General features: G+C 55.7%; 14 protein-coding genes. 3 read left to right on the top strand and 11 right to left on the bottom strand.

Annotated features, from left to right (window positions below; genetic code table 11):
- Nucleotides 1-29 precede the first annotated feature (29 nt).
- Nucleotides 30-1,271: an NAD(P)/FAD-dependent oxidoreductase gene (locus tag ABEA92_RS03170; protein WP_345682536.1), complete on the bottom strand. Its 1,242-nt coding sequence runs from the start codon at nucleotides 1,269-1,271 to the stop codon at nucleotides 30-32.
- A gap of 532 nt (nucleotides 1,272-1,803) precedes the next feature.
- Between ABEA92_RS03170 and ABEA92_RS03165 the strand changes: the two genes are divergently transcribed.
- On the top strand, nucleotides 1,804-4,248 hold the full coding sequence (locus tag ABEA92_RS03165) for an efflux RND transporter permease subunit (protein WP_345682337.1): 2,445 nt from the start codon (nucleotides 1,804-1,806) through the stop codon (nucleotides 4,246-4,248).
- Between the two features lie 44 nt (nucleotides 4,249-4,292).
- Here the strand turns inward: ABEA92_RS03165 and ABEA92_RS03160 are convergent, their stop codons facing one another.
- The gene (locus ABEA92_RS03160) at nucleotides 4,293-4,688 is read right to left on the bottom strand and encodes a hypothetical protein (RefSeq protein WP_345682336.1); all 396 of its coding nucleotides are present in this window, start codon (nucleotides 4,686-4,688) and stop codon (nucleotides 4,293-4,295) included.
- Between the two features lie 422 nt (nucleotides 4,689-5,110).
- Between ABEA92_RS03160 and ABEA92_RS03155 the strand changes: the two genes are divergently transcribed.
- Entirely contained in the window at nucleotides 5,111-5,539 is a 429-nt protein-coding gene (locus ABEA92_RS03155) for a hypothetical protein (protein ID WP_345682335.1), read from the top strand.
- Nucleotides 5,540-5,991: 452 nt separating this feature from the next.
- Nucleotides 5,992-6,960, top strand: coding sequence for a serine O-acetyltransferase EpsC (gene epsC, locus ABEA92_RS03150; protein ID WP_345682334.1), 969 nt, complete (start codon nucleotides 5,992-5,994; stop codon nucleotides 6,958-6,960).
- Between the two features lie 207 nt (nucleotides 6,961-7,167).
- Here the strand turns inward: epsC and ABEA92_RS03145 are convergent, their stop codons facing one another.
- The 9 genes from ABEA92_RS03145 to ABEA92_RS03105 form a co-directional block, all read right to left on the bottom strand.
- Nucleotides 7,168-10,605, bottom strand: a complete 3,438-nt coding sequence (locus ABEA92_RS03145; protein WP_345682333.1) for a protein kinase domain-containing protein — start codon at nucleotides 10,603-10,605, stop codon at nucleotides 7,168-7,170.
- Between the two features lie 158 nt (nucleotides 10,606-10,763).
- The gene (locus ABEA92_RS03140) at nucleotides 10,764-11,723 is read right to left on the bottom strand and encodes a hypothetical protein (RefSeq protein WP_345682332.1); all 960 of its coding nucleotides are present in this window, start codon (nucleotides 11,721-11,723) and stop codon (nucleotides 10,764-10,766) included.
- A 172-nt stretch (nucleotides 11,724-11,895) separates the two neighbouring features.
- Nucleotides 11,896-12,543, bottom strand: coding sequence for a hypothetical protein (locus ABEA92_RS03135; RefSeq protein WP_345682331.1), 648 nt, complete (start codon nucleotides 12,541-12,543; stop codon nucleotides 11,896-11,898).
- Nucleotides 12,544-13,035: 492 nt separating this feature from the next.
- Nucleotides 13,036-13,539, bottom strand: coding sequence for a hypothetical protein (locus ABEA92_RS03130; protein ID WP_345682330.1), 504 nt, complete (start codon nucleotides 13,537-13,539; stop codon nucleotides 13,036-13,038).
- A gap of 49 nt (nucleotides 13,540-13,588) precedes the next feature.
- Nucleotides 13,589-14,842, bottom strand: a complete 1,254-nt coding sequence (locus tag ABEA92_RS03125; RefSeq protein WP_345682329.1) for a competence/damage-inducible protein A — start codon at nucleotides 14,840-14,842, stop codon at nucleotides 13,589-13,591.
- Entirely contained in the window at nucleotides 14,805-15,359 is a 555-nt protein-coding gene (locus ABEA92_RS03120; protein ID WP_345682328.1) for a DUF6702 family protein, read from the bottom strand. The genes ABEA92_RS03125 and ABEA92_RS03120 overlap by 38 nt, the downstream gene beginning before the upstream one ends.
- A 32-nt stretch (nucleotides 15,360-15,391) precedes the next feature.
- Nucleotides 15,392-17,959: a M1 family aminopeptidase gene (locus ABEA92_RS03115; protein ID WP_425572383.1), complete on the bottom strand. Its 2,568-nt coding sequence runs from the start codon at nucleotides 17,957-17,959 to the stop codon at nucleotides 15,392-15,394.
- A 477-nt stretch (nucleotides 17,960-18,436) separates the two neighbouring features.
- Nucleotides 18,437-23,539, bottom strand: coding sequence for an Ig-like domain-containing protein (locus ABEA92_RS03110; protein WP_345682327.1), 5,103 nt, complete (start codon nucleotides 23,537-23,539; stop codon nucleotides 18,437-18,439).
- Between the two features lie 707 nt (nucleotides 23,540-24,246).
- The gene (locus ABEA92_RS03105) at nucleotides 24,247-25,827 is read right to left on the bottom strand and encodes a hypothetical protein (RefSeq protein ID WP_345682326.1); all 1,581 of its coding nucleotides are present in this window, start codon (nucleotides 25,825-25,827) and stop codon (nucleotides 24,247-24,249) included.
- Nucleotides 25,828-25,998 lie beyond the last annotated feature (171 nt).

Below are 25,998 nucleotides of genomic sequence, written 5' to 3'. Positions count from 1 at the left end.
ACCAAAATTCGTCGGTGACGAGCTACTGGCTACATCGCCGATTCCATCTTGGCTTTTTCGATCGATGTGTCCATGTCTTTGAACAATTGCTCGGCGCTCTCGTCGAAAATTCGGCCGATCAGCAAATCGGTCACTCGGCCTCGGTGTTCAGGATACTCTTTCATGAACCGGCCGATGCTGAATTCCTTGGTGTAGAACGCAGCCACCAATTTGCGCAGCCACTGGACCCCTTCGAGGAACGATTCGGTCCAGCCGCCGAGTTGAGCGGCGCTGAGGTCGTTCTTCTTGAATCCTTCGACCACTGCGTCGCCGGCGCGGACTCCCATTTCTAGTGCAAAGTAGACGCCCGAAGAGTAGACCGGATCGATGAACCCGAGTGCATCACCGACCAAGACCCAACCATCGCCGGCGTGTTGGGTGGTCATATAAGAAAATTCTTTGGCGACTCGAATGTCACCGAGACGGGTGGCGTTTTCTAGCCGAGGTTTCAGTCCTGGACATCGCTCGAGTTCTTCGTAGAAGACCTGTTCGGGTTTCGCACGTCCTTTGATCATATAGTCGGTGTCGCCGACGCAGCCAATGCTGGTGATGCCTCGTGACAATGGGATGAACCAGAACCATGATTCCTTGGATTCGGTGTTCAGGATGATGGTGGCGCCGCCGTTGTCACCCTCGTCTCGGACTGCATCGCGATAGTAGGACCAAATCGCGACTTTGCGGAGGTCGGGATTGACCTCTTTTAATTTCAATTTGTTGGCAATAAACGATTGTTGCCCAGTGGCATCGATCACAACCGAACAATCAATGTCGCGTTCGTTGCCATCGCGATCACGGATTCGCACTCCCACGATCTTTTGCATGTCATCAAAACGGACGTCCAGCAAGCGTGTTTGATCATGGCAGTCAGCGCCAAGTTCTTCGGCGCGATCAAACAGCATCTTGTCAAACTCGCTGCGTTCGACTTGCCACGTGTCGCTGCACTCACGCATGTCGTGCTGACGAAAAAAGAAGGGAGCGGATTCGTTGCCATGATGACTGACAAACTGCACGCTCTTTTTGACTTGAAATCCAGCTTCCTTCATCCGGTCGATCAAACCGAGACGTTGCAGCGGCCAGTACGTTTCCGGCATCAGCGATTCGCCAACGTGAAAACGAGGAAAAGGCTCGCGTTCAATCAGCAGCGTCGAAAGCCCCGATTGAGCCACGATTGCGGCGGCCGAGCACCCCCCCGGTCCAGCACCGATCACGACACAATCATAACTTGACTTCATCATTTCTCTTTTTCTCGTATTTCAAAAAAACAACATGGTGATTCGGCGGTCGATCTAGGAAATGTAGCCTCGATCGTTCGGTCCGCCACCCTGGTGGTGTAACAGCTTCAGCACTGGCGGTTCCTTTCGTAGCGAAAGTCATCAAGACTTTCGATCCGCGGCGAATCCCCCCAAACGTCTTGCCGGCTTGTTGATTTCATCCCAATGCAAATCGCAACGGTGAGCCGTGGTCCGTAAGGAACCAGGGCTTGCTTTTGATCCGGCTGCTGACGCGTCACGGCTTAATAAATCCCGGCTTCCGTTAGGCCAAAATGCGCAAATCCAAAAGGGAAGAGTGCTTTGCAGCGTAACGCTAACCTGCTCGGCACAGTTTTCCTGGTTGTCGTATTCTAACCATGAAGACAAGCTTCTTTGGTTACACGTAACCACTGTGGCTGCAAAATTCGTATTTCGGTGGGTATAACAACAGCAGTGATTTGAATTGCATGTCGCGTGAGGCACGTGATCTCCGTTTCCCAGCAGGGCTCAATCCATGGCTGAAATCGATTACCGGCGACGTCGTTATTTGCGGCGACTGGCGATCGGTCTCGGTTTAATGTTGGTGTTGGCGATTCCGGCGATTCTGCATTCGCACGCGGCGATCGAGAGTATTTTGAATCGTCCCCCGGATTGGGTACCCGATTCGTTGCCGGAAAAGGCCGAGTTTAACGAGTTTACTCGTCGTTTTTCCGCGGCGGACGTCATTCTGATAGGCTGGGATGGATCCGATCTAGGGTCCGAGTCGTTGCAGGACGCGGTGGCGCTGTTGGATCCGTTGTGCCAGCAGCCCAATGATCTGTTGGACGAGGATCGTGAGCCGCTGCCCGATTGGGCGGTCGCCAAGATTGCCGCAGTGCAAGCGATTTGTGGCGAGCAGCAGCCGCTGAAATGGTGTCGCAGCGGATCGAATATGCTCGACAAAATGATGGCGTCGCCGGCAAATTTGCCGCGCCGCGTTGCCGTCGCTCGGCTGCATGGATCGATGGTCGGTGACGACGGCGAACAGACGTGCATGATTGTTTCGATGGATGAATCGGCGTTGGTCCATCGGCGGCACGTGTTGCCAGTGATTCGCGAAATGGTCGCTCGCCGCGTGGACGTTCCGGTCGAGTCGGTCGCCATGGTCGGCGGTCCGTTTGACGGAGCGACGGTGGATGAGGCGAGTGTCCGTTCGGTTCGCTATTTCGCCCCGCCGTCGGCGGTATTCGCAGCGATATTGTGTTTTATCGCGTTGCGATCGCTGCCGTTGACGACCGTGATCACAGCGGTGGCGGTGATTGGCGAAGGGATGGTGTTGGCGGCGGTCTACTATATGGGGACTCCGCTGAATGCCGTGCTGATCGTGTTGCCACCGTTAGTGTTCGTGTTGACCGTTTCGGCCGGAATCCATCTCAGCAACTATTACTTGGATGCTTCGCACGAGCATCCGGAATTAAATCGCACCGGTGCGGCGCGGCGGGCGATGCGGGCGGGGTTGGCGCCCTGTTTGTTGGCGACCGGAACCACGGTGGTCGGACTCGGATCGCTAGTCTTGGTGCGGATCGAACCGATTCGTATCTTTGGTGCGATCGCGTCGATGGGCGTCTTGGGCACGTTACTGATGTTGTTGTTGGTGCTGCCTGGGGCGATGGTGCTAACCGATCCTCGCATGCCATCGCCCGAGGCGGAACCCAAAGACACTTGGGTGACCCGGATTCGCGGTCGCGTGCGTCGCAGGATTCGCAAACGATTGGCGCGTCCGTGGCCGGTCATCATCACGTTTGTGCTGCTGACGATCGTGTTGGGGTTTGGACTACGAAACCTCGAGACGTCGGTCAATGTGCCGCGAATGTTTTTGCCTAGCAGCGACATTCGAACTCAATATGAATGGTTCGAAGAAAATATCGGTCCGACGGTGACTGGCGAGCTGTTGGTTTCGTTTCCTCCGATAAGCGACGACGATGATCCGCTTGAGCGATTGGAGCTCGTCAAAGAGGTGCACAAGACCGCGTTGGAACAAGAGTCGGTTGATGGAGTATTGTCGCCGTTATCGTTCATTCCGCCGGTCAAGAGTGGAGCCAGTTTGTCGGCGACCGCCAGCCGCAGTGTGGTGCGTTCGTTGATTCGCGACCCCGATTCGTCGATTGGTAAATTGGGGTTCATCTCGCGTGACGAGAAAGCCGAGGTGTGGCGGGTCAGCATCCGTTTGCCTCAGAATGAAAATGTCGATCATGGCACGATGATCACTCAGATTCGCGACGAGGTGGATCAGACGATTGCCGAAAATGAATTGGACGCCACCGTGACGTTGACCGGGCATGTCGCGATCGTTCAAAAAGCCCAAGAGGTGCTGCTGCGTGACCTGTTCCGCAGCTTTTTGGCGGCGTTTGGTGTCGTTGCGGTCGTGATGATGTTTTTGCTGCGAAGCTTGCTAGGCGGTTTGATCGCGATGCTGCCGAATCTGTTTCCCACGATCGCCTTGTTCGGGTGTATGGGGTTGATCCGGACGCCTTTGGATATCGGATCGGTCATGACCGCAAGCGTGGCATTGGGGATCGCCGTGGATGATACGATCCACTTGGTCAGTCGCTACGGTTCACGTCGGGCCCGAGGATTGGGCCAAATTCGTGCGGTCTTTGGTGCGTTGTCCCAGTGCGGTTGGGCAATGTTACAAACGACACTCGTTTGCGGATTGTCGCTGATGGCGTATTGGTTCAGCGATTTTGTGCCGACCAGCCAATTTGCGGTCTTGATGATGGGGTTGTTGTTGGCGGCGCTGGTCGGCGATTTGCTGTTGTTGCCATCGCTGATGTCCAGCGTTCTAGGACGCTGGTTGGCGCGGTCGGTCGGCGCCGATCCCAAGGCGGCCATCGGGTCAGATGCACCGCGACGCCGCAAACCGTTCGATGTGCGGCGATTGCCACGGCGTCGCCGCGCTCGGCAGACGCGGTCGACGTAACCGGTTCACGCGAGTGGCGGTTTTTCTATTTGCTGGCGAACCCTCTATCGCTGGACCGCCGCGGTCGAGGCGAATGTTTTGACCGGGGGCATCACAACGCCATACTTGGCGGCCTGGACTTTCATCGCACGTTCAAAGAACGGGAACGGAAAATCGGGACGCCGCCGCAGTGCGTAGCGTTCGACCGCCACCACTAAACGAAGATCGAGTTTTCCTTCTTTCACCTTCAGCACCACAAAACGCAGGTAGGCACGCTGCTCTTCGCTGGTCGCCCGCAGCCGGTTGGTCAACTGTTCTTCCAAGGTGGCACTGCGGTCGGTCGCCGCGGAAAGGACGCGAGGCACCGTGACCTGGGCCGTTGCCGATTGGGTCACGAGAGATTGGATTAAGAAGAACAAGCCGCTGATTAATGCAAGCTTGGTCCATGATGGTCGTTGCATGACGATCGATTCCTTTGCGTCCAGTCGGGTGAGGGCATCCGCCCCGATCCGCGATGCGATGCCGCGAGGACGGGGTTTTTGTGCATTCGTACACACTCGGGACTACCAAAGTTGTCCGCAGGTTGGCAAGCCAAGAAATTAGGTCCGACGATCCGCTCGCGACACGGAAGATCCGCCGGACTGGTCGCTAGCAATAAATTGGGAGGTTTGCGAGATCTTTGTCATGGTCGTTTCATTCGCTTTGCTCGGGTCACAGCGATTATGTGTATGGTTTAACCGGCAAAGGCCGAATGACAGTAGTGATATGACGTCGTGCTTGAGAAATCCGATTGAAAGATCGGGTTTGGCTGGGGCGACCCCTACATAAAACACCACAGCACTCTCGCTACAAGCATGTGGCGTATTCGCGGAAGGATTCGGCGATGAATCGTTGGTTATTGATTGGTTCTCTTGCAGGTTTATTGCTAAGCACGACTGGGTGCTTGCATCACAACGTCCGCAGCGGCAGCCACGGTTGTGGCAATCCAAACTGCAACTCGGGCCATTGCAGCTCGACAAAAGGTACTGGCTTGTTGGGTCGGATCGGTGCGAAACACAGCGGTTGCCAATCGTGTGGCGGCAATTGTGGCGGCCGTACGGGCTGCGTTGCTGGGCCGCTTGGTTGGCAGCAAGGTGGATTGGATTACAGCTCGCATCTGCAACCCGGTCTGTTCGGCCACGGGGCGGGAGCGCAAATCCAAGCCCAACCGGTCAACCCAGGACCTCCGACGGGCCAAGTCGGCTACCCTTACTACAGTCATCACGGACCCCGTGATTTCTTTTTGGACAACCCACCGACGATCGGTCGCTAAGACCGCCTGCGGCGAGTGATTCGTTTCGGCCCGATTCCGATTGATGAGGCGTTGCCTGATCATCGAGCGGCCGAAGCAGGACGGCCAAAGGGGCCGCAGAGGGCCCAAGGGGATTCGCCCCATGTCCATCTGCTCTGGGTAGCGGCACGCCGCAAGTGGGCTGTTGACTAAATCGAGATGCGATTCGCAGTAGTGAGCCGTGGGCCGTAAGGCACCGGGTGCCGCGTGGGACCCGGTCGCTGACGCGTCGCGGCTCAATCAATTGACTACAAAAAGCACCCGGTTAGGGCGAAAGTCGATGGCATTGGGCGGACGCCGGCGGCATTGCCACAATTTGCGTGGCAGACGCTCGCTGGGAATATGGTTACGATTGTAATTAGGTCTCGTGGCCATCCCTTCGATTTGCGTTGGAGGGTAATTTTGGTTTGGTTATCTGAATTGAGGGGAGCACCGTGTCGTCTGACTTTCGCTTGAAAGAGCAGCTGCCTGAATTGACTGAGCAGATTGTTGCGACCTATACGCCCGACGATGCAATCAACCATCTCGGTCATTGCCCACTGCCCAGCTATACCGCCGTTGTCGAGATCTTGTTGGACTTGAAGGATGTCCTGTACCCAGGTTACCGTCGCAAAACGGGGCTGCACGCAGGGAACGTTCGCTACCACGTCGGCAGCCTGATCGATTCGCTGCATGACCAATTGACGACCCAGATCGCACGGGCGCTGCGGCACGAGCACCGTGTGCAAAAGAAACACATGGATTGCGAAAGCGACATCGACTTCGAGGCCAAAGGGCAAGCGATGGCGATCGAGCTGTTAAAGCGAATCCCTGAACTGCGTCGCATCCTGGCGACTGACGTGCAAGCGGCTTACGATGGCGATCCCGCCTGTCAAACCAGTGACGAAGTGGTTTTTTGCTATCCCGGATTCGAAGCGATTACGGTCTACCGAATCGCTCATCAATTGGTCAAGCTGCATGTACCATTCATCCCACGGATGATGACCGAATGGGCGCACAAGCAAACGGGCATCGATATTCACCCCGGTGCAACGATTGGCGATCATTTCTTTATCGACCACGGCACTGGTGTCGTGATCGGTGAAACCTGTGTCATCGGTCGCGGCGTCAAACTGTATCAAGGGGTTACCCTTGGTGCCCTCAGTTTCAAGACCGATGACGATGGTCATTTGATTCGTGGAACGAAGCGGCATCCCACGATCGAAGATGGCGTGGTTGTGTACGCCAATGCAACGATCTTGGGTGGCAAGACGACGATCGGCAAAGACAGCGTGATCGGTTCGAGCGTGTGGATCACCAAGAGTGTGGGCCCGCGAACGACGGTGGTGCTCGAAAAACCTCAACTGCGGGTTCGCAGCGGGCAAAACGATGAACTGGTCGACGAGCTAAATTTCCAGATTTAATCTCTGCGGATAATCCGCTGCGATAGTATCGGTGATACATTGTTCGTGCTTGGATTCCAAGCACGATGCTTCGATCAAGTTAAGGAAGGGTTCGGAAATCACTTCGATGTGAGCCCGCAAACGCGGTCCGCGAAGTGCTTTCCTAACGGTTCCTCGATTTGATTTCGATGTCAGGAACAATCGACATCGTGGTCCTTCGGAAGCGAGCTACTGGATCCACTGAATTTTCAGACCCGGCTGCGGGTGATCAGGATCGTTCATCCGCTGGTGATACATCCACAGTCGGCCGTCGTCCGCGAAGGCAATGTTGGTGATTGGGCCGAGGTGGTTCGCGGGGATCAAGGTGCCAATGAACCGCAAATCCCGCGAGTTCCAAATGGCGATCGATCCATCATGGCCGCCGGTCAACAAACTTTCGCAATCGGGCGTGATCGTGATCGCCGTCATTTCCGGCCACCGCCGCTGGTCGTTGTCATCGGATTCCCAGCGGTTGCCGGTTTTCAAGATATGGCCTTGCCAATCATGCAGCCGAATTCGGCCATCAAACGCCGCCGAAAAAATTCTCTTCGTGGCATGATCGGTGCAAGCCGCACGGAATTGGTTCACTCCACGTGAGACCACGTTTCCGTCGCCTTCATCGAATCGATATTCTCCGATGTATTCGCCAAACAACAAACATTGATTCGTCCGGTGCAGCAGGCAGGTGCGATGGTCCACGGGTAATCGTAATCGGCCGACCGTCACCAGTTCGTTACCGGGGTGGTCGGGCTCGCTGGATATTGTCGGCAGTTGGCACAATTTGATCTCGTAGCCACGGTCAGAAGAGACGAGCATCTGATTGCCGTCAAAGCCAAAGTCGACGTGGACGCTTCTTTGGTCCTCCGTCTCGCATTCCGGACACATGACCGAGTACGAGACCGTCGGTTTCAAGAGATTGACCAGCTGAGCGTTGCCATTGTCGTATCCCACGCTAAACCAATGATCGTTCGGTGAGATTTTGATTTGCGTCGGTAACTCGCCGAGGCGGGGAGTCTGCACCTGATTGATTTGCAAGGTTTTCGTATCAATCCAGAGGACCTCTGAATTGGCACACGCCAGCAGTGCGATTTTTCCGTCGTGCGTCAGCGCTGCGTCGGTGGAATGTTCAGCCGTGGCAATCGAAGGGGCCACGATCGCGCGAGACGGGCTAATCGCAACGGACCCATCTTCACCGCCGCTAAGAATGTGACCGCGGTCATCGATCGAGATCTCGGTCACGGTGCCGTTGTGTAGAACCTTGATACCGGTTGGATCCAGCACGCTTGGATGGTCCACGGTTTCTTCGGCCGCATTTGCGATGGTTGTATTCAAGTCCCACGTGACGATCGTTCCGTTGTGAAAACCGGCGACGACTTGATCCCCCTGGTCCGAGATTGCCACGCAATTGGGGTTGCCGATCGGTTGTTCGAGTTGGATTTTTCGATTTGGCGATTCCAAATCAAACAGATGCAAATAGTCAGCATGCGAGAAGGTGCAGACGAGATAACGCCCATCTTCGGACAAAGCCATTCGATAAACCAGTTTTTCCAAATCGAATTCCTCGGTGATCGATGGGTTATCGACGTGAACCAGCTGCGGCATGTTTTGCTGTTTCAACGTCAGCAATTGTTTGCCGTTCGGTGAAAAGGTGATGTCGTGGTTTCGACGAGGTGCGTCAATCGAGACAACGGGGACGTTCGTCGATGCCGTCTCCTTCGGATGTACCGAGAAAATCTGAATCGGTTCGTAGCGGCAACCGACCGCGATGCGAGTGTTGTCGGGACTGAAGGCAAGCGATTGGATGGTGGTGGGAAAATCGGTCAACGGTGCTGGAGGCAGTGAACCGTCCAAGGCAATGAACTCAACCTCGTTGCGTGTTTCTAACCACTCGCCATCTTCGGCGATTTGTTTGCCGACGGCCATCAAGGTTTCGTCGGCCGTGACTGCCACCGAATAGACACGCGTGTCATCGGGAAGCACAAATTCTTGCGACAGCTCTGCATTGTCGAGGCGATGAATCCGGATGGTTCCATCTTCGCTGGCGACAAGGCCGCGATCGCTTTGCTTCAAAATCAGTACGTCACGGATCCGAGTGGCATGCGGAGCCAAGGAATACCAACCTTTGCTCGCCTGGGATTTCAAAAGTCGTAAATCATCGCCAATGGGAATCACCCCTGCGGCAAATCGCTCGATCGACTCGGCAATCTGAATCGCCTTGGCCGGACTCTTGCTCGCCAACGACGAATAAGCGTATCGCAGATCGGAATGGTAGGCGGTTTGAGTCGCAATCCGTTCTTGTTCTTTTGCACGATCTCGTTGCACACGCGTTTGATGTTCCTGACGGATCGCGATTTCTTTGCGGATTTGGATGTTGGCTAACGCGAGCTGCAGCGATTTTTGTTTGTCGGCGAGACGACGATTGCTATTGGCGAGCACCATGGCACCACCGGCGATGAGCAGAAACACCGTGGCTAGCAGTCCCGTTTCCAGCGGTGACCTGCGAGCGGCGTGGATGGTTCGTTCGGCGAGCGAACGAGGGCGAGCGTGGACCATCAATCCTTGTCGCCACCGGTTCAGGTCCGCCGTCAATTCGCTCGCACTGGCGTAACGTTGTGCGGGATCTTTGGCAAGGCATTTCAGGCAGATTGCTTCGAGGTCCCTGGGGATGCCACGCGAGATGAGGCGTGGCGCAACGGGCTTTGCGAAGCAGATCGATTCAAATACCTCTTCCGCGTTTCTGCCGCGGTGGGGCAGGAGTCCCGTCAGCATTCGATAGGTCAGCACGCCAAGCGAAAAAATATCGCACGATTCACCATGCGTTTGTTCGCTGTATAGCACTTGCTCGGGAGCCATGTAGTGAAGCGTTCCGACCATGCGTTCATCCGAGTCGGCTTGCGTTTCGGAAAAAAGATCGCGGACGAGTCCAAAGTCGGTTAACCGAGGCGACAATTGGGACGACTGGCTACTCGTCGAGTCGGGTTGCAGCAGGATGTTTTGTGGTTTGATGTCACGATGAACGAGACCACGTTCGTGGACATGCACGATCGCATCGGCTAAACGCAAGATCGTGTCACCCACCACCGACGGATCGACCGGACCTGAGTGTTCTTTTAACCATTGAGCAAGCGTCGGCCCCTCGCAGTACTCGGAAACGAGATAGACCGATTGCGAGTCTTGGAACGCTTCGTACAGCGGGACCAAATAGGGGTGGTTCAAACGAGCGGCCGCGCGAGCTTCGAACAACCGAGGATCTTCGTCATCCGTCGCCGCATCGCGATTTCGGCGAAACGATTTTAGCGCGACCTCGCGTTGCAACATCTCGTCATGAGCGCGATAGACGGTTGAAAACCCGCCGACACCTAAGATGCCACGGATGGCGAAACGCCCAATCTGCAGAGGCGTTTCGAAGTCGTCATCCGGTGCGGCGGAGCCCAGCGATTGGGTTGCCACCGAATCGCCAACGTTTCGGAATCGCTCGCGGACCGCGTTGAGCCGTGATTCATCTAACAACAAACGCCCGGTGAACGAAGCGTCTTTGTTTTGACGTAGCTGCTGGTAAAACGAATCGTTCTGTGGCGTGCAAACGTCGACCGGATCCTTCTCCGATGGCTCTGACTCACTTCGCATGCACCGACCTATTTCCTGTTGTCATTGCAACCTGCATCTTCGGGCAACCCCTGGCGGGCGTAAAGTGGTTGAACTGATTGCATGGGAAACGCAGCGTCTCGATGCGAACAGCAAACGTTCCGTATCGGGTTGCAAGTCGAGGGCTCGGCCCGCCATCCTTAATTACGTGTCAAATCCCAGCCATCAAGCCACATGGTTTTCGTCCGTTTCATTTGAAAATCCTTTTCCATTCGGTCGGCCATATCAGGCAGGTGACCGGCGCCATAAAATACAGCAATCTTCTTTTTGCCCGCTTCGAGTTCTTCGCGGAGCACTTCAAAGGCCTTGGCATTGCGTCCTTTGATCAACGTGTTCTCACCGTTGGCGTCATCCAATCCGGCGGTGACCGAATCGATATCGACCATTTGCCGCGACATCAATTGTTTCAAATGCTTCGCCCGGTTGTCGCTAAATAGAGCCATCAGCATACCGGCTTCGCCGCCGGACGCGGCTTGCGACGCTAACCCGGCGCCCATCATACGAGCTCCCATCTTCCAGATGCTGTCGCCACGTCGGTTCAAATCTTCGACAAACTCTTCGGGACTCATGTCCGCATGCCGAAAGTTCTTGGACATGTAGTCAATCTTTTCGAGCTGGTATTCCAGACCCAGCATCTCTTTCATGCCCGATTGCATCGACGACAGGATCGATCGGCGGTTCTTCAGATCCTCGGGGCGAAACCGTGTGCCATCGGGAGCGACCAATTCGTACAGCACCGTGTCGTACTTTGCCAACCGCTCGCTTAGCTCGGCATAGTATTCGCTTTGCCCGATGTGAACCACGCCGACCAAATCGACCACGTGGCCGGCAAACGGAGTATCAGGTTCGCCAACATAGCGAACGATCGCGGTTTGCAGTGCCCGGGGTTTACCATCGTCGGTCTCGTCGACCCGGATGTACGCCGCTTCGGATTCAACCACATCCGATTTGGCCGCGTCCGCTTTCGTTTTTTGCTCATTGGGCGGTTCTGCGACCACCTGGGCATACAGTGTCGCCGCACCCGCTAGCACACAGGCCAATAGCAAAACGACAAGCGTGATCGCGTGACGAACGAGTTTCGATGGGAGGATCCGATTCATTCTCAATGAGCCCTTGGTGACAGCCGTGTTTCCGCCTCGAACGAGGTGGAGCGTTGGTTCTTCTACAGTCAAGGATAGTGGCTTTTGCGAAAACCGACAAACCACGCCCGCTGGGCCTTGCAGCAAATCGAGGTAATCCCGCGTTTTATCCGGAATAGGCGAGTTTTCTGCCCTACAGCCGGCGGACGACGACATCGTCAAATTCGTTCAGGTCGTCAAACGAACCGAGCCCGATTTGCCCTTTTTTGAAGGTTTTGTCGGTGACGGACATGTGCGGTTTGCTCATGTCATCAAAGAACACGTCGATTTTTCCCGATTCAACATCGCGGGTCACTCGGACTTTGTGCCATTGGTCATCCCACGGAGTCAGTCGTTCATTTTTCGTCAGTGCCAATCGCGGCGCTTCGTTGACGATCATGATTTGCCCGCTGTGCGGATCGGGTTTTGCACCCAGGTGCACGTAATAGAAATGCTGGTCGTCTTGGTAATTGAAAAAGACACAGCAGTCGCGGTGGTTGCCGGTGTCTTTGGTGCTACGGACGCGAAAGTCAATTTGGAAGCTGCCCAGTTCCAAATCACGAATCAACGCGACATGCCCAGGGCTGCGAACGGGCGGCTTGTATTCGCTTCCCCGCTCGGTGATTTCGATCGTCGAGTTGCCATCGTGGGTGGAAAGTTTCCAGGTCGCAGGGTCAAGCATTTGCCAACGATCATGGCCGATTTCAAAGTCGTCACTGAATACGGTTTTGTTTGGCTCTTCAGCCACCGCAGTGACGACCAACGACAACGTGAACACAGAACTGACAACAAAGCGAAGCATGGTGTGGACTCTTGGGGTAGGAGCGTTGGGGAGAGGAAAGCACGGAAGTGGAATGTGATCCGTTCGACTGTCCAATGCTGTGGGCGGACTTGCTCGGATTGAACTCGTGATTTTATCACAACCCGACGCGTCAGTTTTGATGTTGCGATTTTCGACGTTCTCCGGGCCAAAGGCCCAGCAATTTGCCTAGCCTGGTCCAACGGGCCAGGTTTGCTGCCAAGACACCTAAGGGCCAAAGGCCCGGCCATTTACCAGCCGACGTCAGTAGATCCGAGTAAACGGCCGGACCGTTGGCCCTTCCATTCATTGGCTCTCTTGGTCCCAGCCCGTTGGGCTGGGCTAGGTAAACGTCCGGGGCTTTGCCCCTAAATACAAACGCGCAACCTCAAAACACGTCAGCGAGGGGCCACGTCAAGATAATAATTCCCTCTCGTACGCGTCGAGTTGGGAATCAGAGCTGATTGTAATCTGCTCGACTGCGTCGGTGGTCACTCACTCTTTGACAATCTTGCCAAACAGATGGCCTCCGACCTGGTCGTGTTGCCAAGTTCCTGAGTAGCGGCCATCGTGAATCAACACGCGAGCACTGAAGGTTCCCATGCCAGGAAGACTCAGTGAGTTCAGCGTGATCACTGGAGTGTTGCCCGCGAACAAGATCGGCAGGTCCATCGGAATTTCACTATCAACCTCTCCGTATTTGATCCGGGCGGTCAGCCGGTAGAGGTCCTTTTCGGCTAACTTTTCACATTTGCTGATCGTATACTCTTCCGTTTTCGGAGCCGCGTCGTCTTTGCCGTCGACCGTGAATTTGCCGACAAATTTAGCACCCGTCAGGTAGTTCGAGATTCGTTCGGCCCGCGCGTCGGTTTGAGAATCTGACGTCTCAGCTGGAGCGTTTGGATGTTCGCCGGTCGCCGGTTCGTCCGCGGCCACCGACGTGGATGTCATGGCGGTCATCATCAACGCAAAACCAACGGTCGCAATCAGTCGTGACATGGTTCCATTCGCAATTGGGAGAAACGAAGCGGGGGGATGTTTTATTATCCTATGCCTTTCGCGATTGCGAGACCACACTTCGCAGCCATGCCATGGCGGCTTTTCCAATTCGCGGCTGCAAAATTTCGGGATGGCCGCCGATGTGAATCGATTTTTCGTGCGTTGTCCCGTCCGCTGTGACAATCAACAATCGGACGTCGCACGCCGGGACATGCCCTACTAAATCGCCGGGAATCGCCGGATATCCGTCAACGACCAGCAACCAATCCGCCCCAAATTGTGATTGAATCTGGTCCAGCGGCGTCTCGGGCATCGCTGCCAACGACAACCCACCGCGATACGCCGGCGTCTCGCCCAGCGAGGCGAACCAATGCCCCAGCGGTGCAGCGAAGCCAAGTTCCAATACCGCAAGCGATTCGTCGCGAGCCCGCAGCATGGAATCAATCGCGTGATATTGCTCGTAGTTTTCTCCGTCGCCGAAATAGAGCTCGCCGACGCGGTTAAGGATTTCCGTTTTGGTGCTTGCAATCTGCTCGGTACACCGCTGCAGCGAATCGGCCATCGCGGTGATGCGTAGCGAGAGGGTCGCCTCGCTAACGGTGATGCCGACGCGAGGTTGGCGGTCGCGAGCGATCATGTCACCCAGTCGTGATTCCATGTCGCTTTCGCCCGTGCCAAAGAATTTCATGACATGGTGCTGGATCACATTGCCGCCACCGGACATTTCCGCAATCTGGTGCGACACGGTTTCGTTGAACATCAATTTCATCTCGGCCGGGACGCCTGGCAATGCAAACACGCGACATGCGGTCGAGTGGCCTCGGTCGATCAACAAATCAATCCCCGGAGCGGTCCCCTGCGGATTAGGGATGATTTGGCTGGATCTCGGAAACATCGCTTGCACCCGATTCCGTTCGGGCATCGGTCGTTTGCGTGCTCCGAACAGCCCTTCGATATGATCCATGGCCTGTTGACGAAATTCGAGCGGTTCGTCGACCACTTCGGCCAGGGCTTCGCGAGTCAGGTCGTCCTGCGTCGGCCCAAGTCCTCCACTGCAGATAACGATATCGACGCGATCCGCAGCGATTTGAAAGACGTCGATGTTGTCTCGCAACATGTCGCCGACGGTGGTTTGGAATCGGACTTCGACGCCGAGTTCGCCCAGCCGTTGGCTGAGCCACTGAGAATTGGTGTCCAGCCGCGCTCCGCTGGTCATCTCATCGCCGATCGAAATCACCTCGGCCGTCAATTTCAGTGGTGAGGGTTTATTCGCGGAGTTGCCGGGGTTGGCCGGATTGCTCATCAATCGATTCTTCCAGAGGGGCGGTTGGATGCTCGATTGTAAGGGTGATTGCGGTTTTGGACAGTTCCCCAAGCAAGATTACGCGATTGCGGAACCCTTCTTGTCGTTCAAAGAACATCCGCTGTGTGATTTCGAACTTGGGGACTTCGTTGGCCGATTCGCTTTGCGACGCCGAAGCGGTTTCGGGTAACGTCGGTTGCAGTTCGAAATACCACCACACGTGCGACCCTTCGTCCTTGCGGCCCACCCAATGGATTTTCGCCTTGGAGGGTTTGCGATCGGTATTTTTTTCCGCGTTCCCACCGACCGGGCGGATCTGAAACGTCTTGTTCAAATAACGCACGGCCGCAGTTTCGATACCGGCCGATTTGTCCGCTTGCTGTTCGATCCATTGCTGGTCAAGGATATGAAGTCGCAGTGCGATCTCGAAGCGTTTGCTTTCAGGATTCCACTGGACCTCGCTGACGGTTTCGTGGACCGGGTGCATCATCACCAGGAACAGTAGTGCTTGGAACATGATCGATCCGAACGAGAGAGTGAGAAAGGAAATTAGGCCGAAGGTTTTTTACGAGGCGTGGCCTTGGACCGCGAGTTAGGCGTTTTGCTCGACTTGGTTTCGTCTCGCTTTTCTTTGGCAGCCTCCTTCGCCGATTTCGCGTCGGTTTTTACCTCGGGTTTTCCGTCTGGGGCGTCATCCTTTTTGTCGTCCGATTCGTTTTCGTCCTCCGATTGTTTCTCGCCGTCTTTCTTGGCGGCTTCGGAGGTGTCGACATCGGGCTTCAGCGCCTTTTGCATTGGATTCTTGCTCGTTTCGCTCTTGAACAACTTAAAGCGACTTGGAACGAGCCGGGGTGGCCAATAGTTGTTGGATTCCTCGGCGTCGGCGGTTTGTTGTTTGGGATCCAATTGCAAACGAGCGATCTCCTTTTCGGTGACAAACAACTTGTCCACTTGCTTGCTGTTGCTTCGCCAAATCTGAGCCGGAATGGTAACCGTTTCGCTGGTGTTGTCGGTGTAGTGGATGCGGACGATGATCGGCATCACCAATCCGCCGACGTTTCGGAATGTGACAACGTAAAAATTGGTTTTTCGTCGCAGCAACGCACGTTCATCGGCTTCGAGTCCGTCGAGGAATTTTTGGTACGCCTTGCGATCCGACTCCTCGACTTTGTGTTCGTCATAGTCGGGGCTGTTGTAAAAGTCCTTCAGACCTGGTTGCAGGTCAATTCGGCGGGGCAAGTCCGCGTTACGTTCTTTTGAAATCGAAGGTTCTTTTTTGTCGCGTTCTTGACGTTTGATCTCGGCGTTGACTTCCGGATCGCCGCTGTCAATTTGGTAAAGCCGCACGTCGCTGATCGCGATATCCACGTGATCGGTGCTATAGAACCAACCACGCCAAAACCAATCCAAGTCGATTCCCGAAGCGTCTTCCATGGTGCGGAAGAAATCGGCAGGGGTGGGGCGTTTGAAACGCCATCGCAATGCATACTCTCGGAACGCAAAATCAAACAGCTCGCGGCCGAGGATCGTTTCCCGCAAAATGTTCAGTGCGGTTGCCGGTTTGCCGTAGGCGTTGTTGCCGAAACTCAAGATCTCTTCGCTGCCGGTCATGATCGGACGTTGTCCACCACCCTTCATGTAGGGAACCATCTTGGCAGGTTCGCCGCGGCCTGACGGATAATCCTCTTCCCATTCCTGTTCGGTCAAGTATTGCAGGAACGTGTTCAGCCCTTCGTCCATCCATGTCCATTGACGCTCGTCGCTGTTGACGATCATGGGAAAGAAGTTATGGCCGACTTCGTGAATGATCACCGAGATCAATCCGTACTTGGTTGCCTTGCTGTACGTCCCGTCGTCCTCGGGACGCGGACCGTTGAAACAAATCATCGGATATTCCATCCCGTACACAGGCCCGTTAACACTGATCGCAACCGGGTAGGGATAGGGGAACGCGTAACGACCGTAGACTTCGATCGTGTGCGCGATCGCTTCGGTCGAATAAGTGCTCCACAGCGGGTTGCCTTCGTTGGGGTAGTACGACATGGCCATCACGGTCTTGCCTTCGACCTCGACGCCCATCGCATCCCAAATGAATTTGCGGCTGGCGGCAAAGGCAAAATCGCGGACTTGCTTGGCTTGAAATGCCCACGTTTTGGTCCCCTTCGCACGACTGGTTTCGTTCGCTTTGGCCTCTTCGGGAGTGATGATCATCACCGGTTTTTCGGCCGACCGAGATGATTCGAGTCGTTCGATCCACTGCGGATTCAAGACGTCTTCGGCATTCTGTAGTTCACCGGTCGCGGCGACGACCATGTCGCTTGGCACCGTAATGCGAACGTCAAAATCACCCAATTCAAGTGTGAATTCGCCGCGGCCAAGAAATTGTTTGTGTTGCCAACCGGTGTAGTCGGTGTAGGCCACCACTCGTGGATACCACTGAGCGATTTCGTAAAGGTAGTTTTCGTCTTTCTCGAAATACTCGTAGCCACTGCGAGCGCGGATGATTTTGCTGTCGACAATGTTGTAACTGTATTTGACCTTCAGTTCCGTCGAGGCCCCGGGGGCGAGTGGCTCTGGTAAATCGATCCGCATCATCGTTTTGACAATGGAATGAGGCAGCGGTTGATCATCGCCATCAGTGACCGATTTGATGTTGTAGCCGCCTTCGAACGTCGAACGGGCCAACAGCGAACGAATGGCGCTGAATTGGACTCGCGGATACATCGACGGTGCCGGCGCGGTGGTGACCGCATCCGAATCGGGCTTGAAAATGTTTTGATCCAACTGCAACCACACGTAGGACAGTGGATGCGGAGATTGATTGTGATAGTCGATCGCTACCGTACCGCGAATTCGCTGGTTCGCATCATCCAACGTGACGTCGATCTCATAATCAGCACGTTGTTGCCAATAACCTGGACCGGGGGCCCCCGATGCCGTCCTGGTGTCCGTCGGCGTCGGCAGCCAGGAATCGATTTGAAAGAATCGATCCGTCGAATCGCTGTGCTTCGAATTCGGCAGGAATTGGGCGTGGGCGGCTGGCCAACCGCACAGCACGAGGGCGAACAAGAAGCTGACTCGGATCAGCGGAAGACAGACTGGCGATAGGGTTTTCACTGCGGCAACATCGTGATTGCGAGTAAACAGGTAGACGATTTTCCACCTAGTTTAACCAGCTTGCCAAGATTTGAAGCGGGGATAAGAAATTTGTTTCCCCATCGACCGCCAGCGTGATGGTTAGCAACCTCAAGGACGACCGACGGGCGGCTTTCTCAGCAGCGCGGTAGCCCGGCGCCGGTCTGCGTCGTTGCGGTTAGCGGGTTGGGCACAGGATGTAAAACATTCCGTAGCGAAACTCGCCAAGAGTTTGTTGATTTAATCCAAACTCCATTCGCAATGGGTGAGCCGCGGGCCGTAAGTCACCGGGGCGTGCGTGAGACCCGGCCGCTGACGCGTCGCGGAGCACTAAATCAACAAGCCGCCAAGAGTTTCGGGGGCTACCGAGCGCCAATGCCGTCTAATCAAATAGCGGCACGGCGCGGGTAAAAAAGATAGCACGCCGCCGCTCCGTCATTAGAGCTGGGCGACGTTCATTTAGCCAAGCAGTCCGGCTAAGTCATCGGCCAGCAAATCGAGCACTTCGTCGTCGTCATCGCTGCCGCTTTCGAAACCGCTTGCCAAGGCCACATTCGTGGTCGACTGGCCCGTGGGGGTATCAACCGACACCACCTTGTCGTTCGAACCCGAGAATTCAGCGAACACCGAATCCGTGACAGGTTCAACCGGTTGTGACGAGTCGGTCGTCTCGATCATTGCGGTGGCGACTTGTTCGCCCTCACCACTGACACCGCTCGGTTGCACACGACGACTTAGTTCGTTGATGACCTGCAGTGCGTCCAGCGCGGTGACGGCTCGGTCACCGTTGACGTCGACGTAATAGGAGCTGACGAAGATCGATTCACCCTCAGCACCACTGCCAGGTGTTGCTCGCGCCATTTCGTTGATCACGTGCAACGCGTCGATCGGAGTCACTTGACCGTCATTGTTGACGTCCGCAGGCAGCCGCGTGTTCTGCAGCGGCGATTCGCCTTGTCCACTTGTTCCGACCGTGATGTTCAGCGCTTCGTAGCGAATCTGCGACGTCGGCACCGGATCATCTTCCTGGAACAACAGCGTGTCCTGGAACGGCGATGCATCGGCAGGCGACGCGGCGATAATGCTTTGCCCCGGAGCGATGGCATCAAAGAAGATCGTGGCCAATCGGGTTGGATTCAGGTTCGGGAAGTTGCTGGCGGATGCGTTGGTTTGGTTGCTGACGCTTCCGAATTCGTCGATGATTCCCGGTCGAGCCGCGGTTCCCACACCGGCAGCAGCGTTGAAGTTCGTGCCAAAGGCGACATCGAAATTGAATCGGTCACCCAGGTTGGTATTTGCTGGACGAATCGAATCGGAATCGTACAGCATGTCCAAGAAGCCGGCGAACACGAACGTGCTGCTGTTTCGCAAGTCTTCGACGTTGACTTGAACTCCAAAGCGATCACCGACATTGATTTGGCTGCTGGTGATCGGTTGCCCGCCAGCGTTGACCAAGTTCAATCCGATCAACACTTCGTCATCCGCATTGGCATTGCCGTAGGCCAAAGTGACTTGAGCCGTGCTGCGGATGCCTTCGTCGGTCACGATGACATAGGTGAATTGGTCAAATCCGGTTGCCGTTGGATTGTTGCTCGGACGATAGTTGAAAAAGTCGTCGCTCAGATCGCTTGGCGTGTTGTTGTTATTGACCGTGATCGTGCCGTTTTGTGGCTGCACGGTGACGCCGAATTCCTGCAGCGTCTTGCCGGCAAATTGATCATTGTCCAGCACGTTCAATCGGGCCGCGGTCGCCGACGATGCCGAAATGGTGGCACCGGTCGAATCGACGCCTTGCATGAACGCATCATCCACTGCGGTGACAAACGTTCCATCGCTCGCGAAGATCACAAATTCGTTTTGACCCAAACGAAGCTGGCTCGGCGTCAACGCAACGTCTTGTCCAAGCAGCACGGTTTCGCTGCGAGGATCATCCGCAGGGTCGGCGGTAAAGACCGCGACGCCTGGTGACAAGGCTTCAAAGGTGATCGTGAACAACTCGGCTTTGCCAGTAAATGGCGTCGGGTTGTTGACGATTTGAACTCCACCGACATCGTCGATCAAACCAGGTTTCTGAGAGTTACCTTGCTGGAATGTACCGCCGGAAAACAGCGGGCCAAAGGTGATGTCAAACGGAAACGCAGGGTTGGCGTTGGAGGCGACCGTTTTGACCAATTCGTCGGTGTACAACAAATCCAGGAACGCCGACGCAACGCCTTCGGGGTCACGCACGTTGGCAAGGTCAAGTTCGTCGACCAACACGCGAACGCTGAATCGGTTCGCCGTCGGGTCGGTCGGATTGAGTTGCAAATTGGTGATCGGGGTGTTGTTCAGCGGGTCCAGGAACTCGATCGAATAATCGACCAGGTCATCGGCTTGCGATCCAGGCAACAGATTGATCGTGACTTGCGCACTCGAGGTCGAACCTGCTCCGTCCTGGATGCTGTAGGTGAACTGTTCGGTGCCGGTGAAGTTGCTGGCCGGCGTGTAGCGGAGCGATTGGCCGCCGCCGATGATCGTGACCGTTCCTCCGGCACTTCCCGGTGTTACGCTGGCGATCGACAATCCGCCTGACAAACTAGCGACATCGTTGTCCAAGACGTTCAGGGCGCGGTTCTGCGAGCCTTCGGGAATGTTGAAGGTGTCGTCAATCGCGATCGGGACGTTCGATTGGAACGTGACATCCACGGTCACCGTGGCGGTGTAGAAGTTGTTGAACGCGTCGCTAACGGTGTAGGTGAACACGTCGCGTCCGGTGAAGCCGTTTTGCGGTGTGTAGAAGATCGATCGTCCACCGTCGTCATCGGCAATTCGCACGGTGCCGTTGGTGCCGTTGTTATTGAACGAAACGATCGTCAATGGGTTTCCAGGCGTCTCGAAATCGTTCGCCAATACGTTCAGTCGTACCGGAGGACTGTTGCGAGAAACTTGCAGATTCAGATCGTCATTGGCAACATTGTTGGTTGGCAAAATGGAGATCTGAACGTCTTCGACTTCACCGGTTTCTGCAAAACCGGCTGGGCCAAGACCCTGAGTTTGGCTCAAACGGAATCGGGCGTAAGTCGTGCCGGTGATCGCGTTCGAGGGAACGGGGACGGGAACGGTTCGAGTCGCGCCGGTGACGCCGCTAGGAATGAGAATTTCGGTCAGCTTTTCGTTGCTGGCGTTGAACGTCCCGTCACCGTTGAAGTCGACGAAGCCTTGCAAGTAGGCAGGGCTGCCGGAGGTATTGGTGACCGTGACTGAAAACTGGCCGGTCGATCCCAAACCAAACGGCGTCGCTTGGACCACGCCATCTTCGTCGTCGTTTCCATTGTTGTCGTCACCATCGGCGCCAACGCTCGGTTGACCATCCAATTCACGGTCGACCGTCGCCCCAATCGTCAAACCGGTGGTGATGCCGTGTGATGCACCCCCGACCGCCTCGGTCGTCAAATAGGTGTTCGGAGCGTCGCCGAAGTCACGTGATGGCAGGTTGCCAAAGTCCTTGTCAAAGACGGCTGAGCCATCAAAGACGACAGTCCATTCGCCACCGGCAGGGAAGGTTTGCACAAATCCGGCTTCCACGACTTCGCGAATCGTGTAGGTGCCAGGGCCCGGGAAATTGATTGAATACGATCCGTCCGCCTTGGTGACTGCGTTGGGTTCGCCGAGGTCAGGTCGATCGTCGCCGTCCAAATCCAAGTAGATGTAAACGCCTGCGATGCCCGGTTCATCAGGATCACGCAGCCCGTCGCCATCGTTGTCGCTGAATTTGGTACCGGTGATGTCGGCGCGAACCTGGGTAAAGCCAAAGTCGATGCCGGATACACCATTGAGCGTAACGGTTGTCGATCGAGACGTCGGCGTGCTCGCTACGAAATTGACCGGCGCCGTGGCAATGATGTTGTACGTGCCCGGAGCGGCGGTCAACGTATATTGGCCGGATGCATTGGTGACGGCCGTAGGTTCGCTTGGATCTGCGACTTGGTTGCCATTGATGTCGGCGAACACGGTAACGCCTGCGAGACCTTGGTCACCGTTTCCGGTACCACTGCGATCCAAGTCGTTAAAGACTCGCCCGGTGATTCCTCCACCGCGTTGACCGGTCGACAACACCCAAGATAGTGCTTGCGGGACAAACTGAGTTCCGACGTAGCTTCCCGCTGGATCGAATTGATCGACGACGAACTCGATTTCAGTGTCGTCGGGGGTGCCAAAGATTTGGTCGTTGCCGACCCCTAAATCGAACTCAGGAACGCGAGGCCCCACGCCGTCAATAAGCGACCCGACATTATTGAGACCGTTGGTATGCTCCATGCCGAAGGAGTGAGCGGCTTCGTGAGAAGCGGTCACCGCAATCGTACGGGCGATTGCGTCGAGGGCGGAGGCATTGGAGGCGAGATTGAATTGAGTTGAATACGCTAGCACCAAGTCGAGCGGCGAAAGAACGATTTCACTCGGGTTAAAGTTGCCAATGTCTCCGGACGGTGACACGCCGAGTAAGCCTCCACCGATGGCACCCAAATCCGCATTCGTGCCGCCAATGACGACGCGAGTGACCAAAGGATTGTTGAACCCAGGATCGGGATCGTCCAAACTGTTACGAATCTCGATGCCGTATTGTCCAGCAATCCCTGTGGCATCAAAGTCGCCGTTGGATCCATTGGTGGCAATCGATTGGAAGTGCAGTTCGACTTCTTCGACGACTTGGCGGATCAGACGATTCGTCGAGGCGACATCGAAATCGTCAATGTTCAACAGCGCAAGTGAGTCTTGCAGGCTAGGAATATTGACAAAACCGCCCGTGGGAATAAATCGACTGAACTGATCTGCCGCATAGAAACCGCCGTCAAAATCGAGATACAGAATCTGTTGCTGGCCAACGGCAAGCGATTCGGTTACCGGACGATAGGTTCGCAAACCATAGGTGTACGCACCCGGTGTCGTACTCGGAGCGGCGATGAAGTAATAACGGCCATCCTCAGGGACAACTTGTGCGGCAGCGGCATTGCCAAGCGTTTGCAGTGGGGAATTAAACGTGTAGCCAAATTGCCCATTGTTGACATCGGTGCTGAACCACAATCGCCCGTTCTCATCGTAGACGGCGATGGTGTCGACCGAGCCACGTACCGAGATGTCAAAAATATCTCCGGCTTTCAAATCGACCGCGTAAAAATCGAGGTCGGTTCGAATCAGCCCCGTCTGCGGCATGATTTCAAAGTTGGCATTGCCGACCAAGTCAATCGTGTTGCGTTGACCGGCGGCATTGCCGAGCGGCAGCAGCTGCGCGGTTTCAAACGAGTCATTCTGGCCGCGGGCAGTCAATGCTTCGGCTTCGATCGCAGAAAATGCCGTGACAGTACCCACGTTGCGTGGTTCGGGGTACTTGCCCAACGCGGACGTCACGATCGAGGACAGAGCATCCCCGGCCATCATTTGACGTTGTTCGAGGCCTTCGAGCATCAGCGATCGCTTACGCAGCCCTCGCGACGCCTTGTCACGTTTGACGCGTTTACGGGAAGTGCGGGTGGGTTGGGGATCGCTAGATGTCGATGCTTGGATCGATTCACTGCGTTTGATCATCGAGGGTCTCTTGCCAAACGTTCTGCCAAGGGATTCACGTGACAATGCCGGTTTTGCCACGGTCTGCCCAAGGGCGTCAAATCAATGACGCTGCGAGGTGGATGTATTCGTCTTCGGTCGTAATTATGTCGCTCTTTTCCGCAAGCCGCTCTTCATTCTCGCCAGTCAAAGACCGGAGAACCAGCCAACGACTCGGTGCGATCCATCGTGCGGAACTCTAAATTGCTTGGGGGCGCTTTAAACTGCATCGGTTGATGCGACTGGGCGCCATCGGCTATTTAGTGAACGCCTTCCCATTCCGAAACATAGTCACAATAGGAAAGAGATTGCAAATGTGAGGGACCTAGGGGAAAAGGGACGAGTTGCGATTCTAATTGCACCCTTAGAGGTGTCAACGAAACGCTGCACTTCGGACGCGTCATTCGCAACGGAAGTTCCGGATGCCCCGAAAAATCGGTCTAAATGGACATCACAGCGGCGTGCTTGGACCCAAGAATCCCTTTTGCTGGGGGGCGGAGCACGCGTCAGGGTGACGGGTGTTCACGTCACAGCGGGCTGCCGGTCACCACCATCTAGGCTCGGTCTGAAAACCGTAGCGGACGTCGCGGTGCGGCGTTTTAAAGAGAAGTTGCCCCGGCGCGCAAAAAAAATCCCGCGAATGATCATTCGCGGGATTTTGGATGATGGGTCAGCCGTGTTGCAGATGGCTACCAAATGTATTCGGCACCGAACGAGAAACCATGGATCACCAATTGGTCGGTTTGGTTTCGGTTTGGTCCTGGAGTCGATCCGGGAAGCGAATCCGAGAAACTGCGGATATTGTTGGCGTCCAGCGTTCCGAAGCGAACGTCGTCCACTCCGATCACGTGGTAGGCCGATCGAAACGTCCAGGAATGACTGATGCGATACAGCATCGTGGCTTCAAATTCTCCCATCACGGTAGAGTCTTGATTGCCATCGTCAAACGTGACCGAGCCTGGAGTGGCACCGGCGGCTTCGGAGTTGAACGCCAGGAACGAATTGCGTTTGATATCGTTCTGCATCCAAGCTCCCTTGGCTCCGATTCCAAGATTGATACCAGGCATCACGTTGTACCACAGGTCAAAACCAGCTTGAGGGCCAAACAGGCGGTTCTTGTTTCGGTCGCTCGAGGTGAAGAAGCGGCGATCGCTGCCGGTACCGTTGTTGTCCAGTCCGACGGTCGAGTAAATCAAGCGGTCGTCGTAGCGGAGGTGGCGAAGACCTACCAACCACGAGCCTTGAAAGCGGCAGTACGGTCCAACGGTGCGGCGACGATAGTTCAATTCAAAGCTGTCGAAGCTGCTTTCGGTCGCAACCGATTGGCTAAGCGATTGATCGGTATCATCGAATCCGCCTGCGGGATCGACGCCAAAATTGCTAATCACCGAGAACAGCTGAGCATTTTCGTCGTTGACGGTTGCCCGTCCGTCCCACTCTTGGCCGCCCATGTAGGTGAATTCCATGTTGCCACCGGCTCCGAAGATGAACGCAGCAGAGAGTCGCATACCGGCTTCGAGGTCATCGCCGTCGGCGTCGCCAATGTTCAGAACCGGAGTCCCGCTGATCCCTTGCGTGGTGATGACTTGGTTTCCGTTGCCGTTGTTATGGCTTAGGAACATGACGTCGGCGGATAGGTCGTACCAACGTTGAGCACATTTGCCGGCGTCTTGGTAAGGCAGCAAGCTTCCGATCGCACCTTTCAGATAACCGCGGCCCCAGAATTGGCATGCTTCGCAACCATCGCCGCGACAGAACATGCACAAGAAGCGTAGGTTGGTGCGGCCACCACAGGCTCGGCAGCCTTCGCGACCGCATCCACCGCACGCGGTGGCGTTTTGGCCGATGCGACCCAACAATCCGCCGCGTCCGAGCATGCAACAGGAACCGCATCGGCAACCACCGAAAATTCCAGGGTCACATTCGTCGTCGCCATAGCCGCACGCGCCGCCGCAGCTGCCATCGCAGCCACCGTCACAGCCGCCGCCGATCATGCCGCCGCCGTACGCCATGTCGCAACCGCCGGTATCGCAAGCCGGGCCATGGTAACCGACGGGCATCACGCCGCTCGACATACCCAATGGCATCGCCATACCGTCGTACATTGTCGGCGGGACCATGCCAGCAGGCGTGACATAGCCGCTTCCGGCATAGTCCATGTCGGCGTGAACCACGCGGGGCGGTTGTGCCTGTGCTTCGGGAAGACCAGCCCAAAACGCAAAGACCGCCGTGGCAAACAGAGTTAAACAGGTCGCTTTTATTGGAATCATTCGGTGCATTGCAAACGTCTCCGCGGCAATCGCCGCCTCGCTATCGGCCGGTATGGAAAAGCCGGGGTGTCAAAAGCGGGAACGAAGCAATGTTGGACCATCCGCTGGACCGTTGCTATCGATGACCGTTACCGCGACCCTCGCCGTAACAGCCTCAGGTTTAGTTGATCC

It is taken from the genome of Novipirellula caenicola (assembly GCF_039545035.1).
Taxonomy (GTDB): domain Bacteria; phylum Planctomycetota; class Planctomycetia; order Pirellulales; family Pirellulaceae; genus Novipirellula; species Novipirellula caenicola.
This window is presented reverse-complemented; position numbering and strand designations above follow the sequence as displayed.